Origin of the sequence: Mesorhizobium humile, assembly GCF_033977215.1 — a bacterium.
GTDB lineage: Bacteria > Pseudomonadota > Alphaproteobacteria > Rhizobiales > Rhizobiaceae > Mesorhizobium > Mesorhizobium humile.
The window spans coordinates 1-1,493 of the sequence record NZ_JAVIIV010000064.1 but is presented as its reverse complement, the minus strand read 5'-3'; the positions used below and the strand labels follow the sequence as shown (position 1 = coordinate 1,493).

The window sequence follows — 1,493 nt, the reverse complement described above, 5'->3', positions numbered from 1 at the left end:
GGCAAGCTCATCAACCTTGAACGCCGGCTGAAGGAAGAGCCGCTCGACGGCACGATCGGCATCGGTCACACGCGCTGGGCAACGCATGGCGTGCCCAACGAGACCAACGCGCATCCGCATTTTTCCAACGGCGTCGCCGTCGTCCACAACGGCATCATCGAGAATTTCGCCGAGCTGCGCGACGAGCTCACCCGCGACGGCTACAGCTTTTCCTCGCAGACCGACACCGAGGTCGTCGCGCATCTGGTGGCGCGCGAGCTCGCCAGGGGGCTGAAGCCGGTGGAGGCCGCGCATGCGGCGCTGAAGCGGCTGTCCGGCGCCTTCGCGCTGGCAATCATGTTCAAGGGCGACGAGGACCTGATCGTCGGCGCCCGCAACGGTCCGCCTTTGGCCGTCGGCCATGGCGAGGGCGAGATGTTCTTGGGTTCGGACGCGATCGCGCTGGCGCCCTTCACCAACTCGATCACCTATCTTGAGGACGGCGACTGGGCGGTCGTGCGGCGCGACGGCGTGACCATCTACGACATCGACGGCAACAAGGTCGACCGCAAGCGCCAGCAATCGCTGTCGACCAGCTTCATGGTCGACAAGGGCAACCGCCGGCATTTCATGGAAAAGGAAATCCACGAGCAGCCGGAGGTGATCTCGCACACGCTGGCGCATTACGTGGATTTCGTCTCGGGCGTGTCGAAGCCGCTCGACCTGCCGTTCGACTTCGCCAGGATCGGCCGGCTGGCGCTGTCGGCCTGCGGCACCGCCTATCTCGCCGGGCTGATCTCGAAATACTGGTTCGAGCGCTATGCGCGGCTCCCCGTGGACATCGATGTCGCCTCCGAATTCCGCTATCGCGAGATGCCGCTGTCGGCCAGCGACGCGGCCTTCTTCATCTCGCAGTCGGGCGAGACCGCCGACACGCTGGCCTCGCTGCGCTATTGCCGCCAGGCCGGCATGAAGATCGGCGCGGTGGTCAATGTGCGCGAATCGACCATGGCGCGCGAATCCGACGTCGTGCTGCCGACGCTTGCCGGGCCGGAGATCGGCGTCGCCTCGACCAAGGCGTTCACGTGTCAGCTCTCCGTCCTGGCAGCACTTGCGGTCCGCGCCGGCGTGGCGCGCGGCACGATCTCGCGCGACGAGGAAAAGCGGCTGGTGCGCGAGCTTTCCGAAGCGCCGCGCTTCGCCACCCAGGTGCTGAAGCTCGACGAGCAGATCGAGCGCATCGCGCGCGAGCTGTCGCGCTACAAGGACGTGCTCTATCTCGGCCGCGACACCAACTTCCCGCTGGCCATGGAAGGGGCGCTGAAGCTCAAGGAGATTTCCTACATCCACGCCGAAGGCTATGCCGGCGGCGAGCTGAAGCACGGGCCGATCGCGCTGATCGACGAGAACATGCCGGTGATCGTGATCGCGCCGCATGACCGCATCTTCGAAAAGACGGTCTCGAACATGCAGGAAGTGGCGGCGCGCGGCGGCAAGATCATCCTGATCACCGA

General features: G+C 65.6%; 1 protein-coding gene. It reads left to right on the top strand.

Features of this window, described 5'->3' with window-relative positions; translation table 11 throughout:
- Nucleotides 1-1,493: glutamine--fructose-6-phosphate transaminase (isomerizing) (gene glmS / locus RFM52_RS32700; RefSeq protein ID WP_320327903.1), on the top strand; the 1,493-nt coding region annotated here is incomplete at both ends.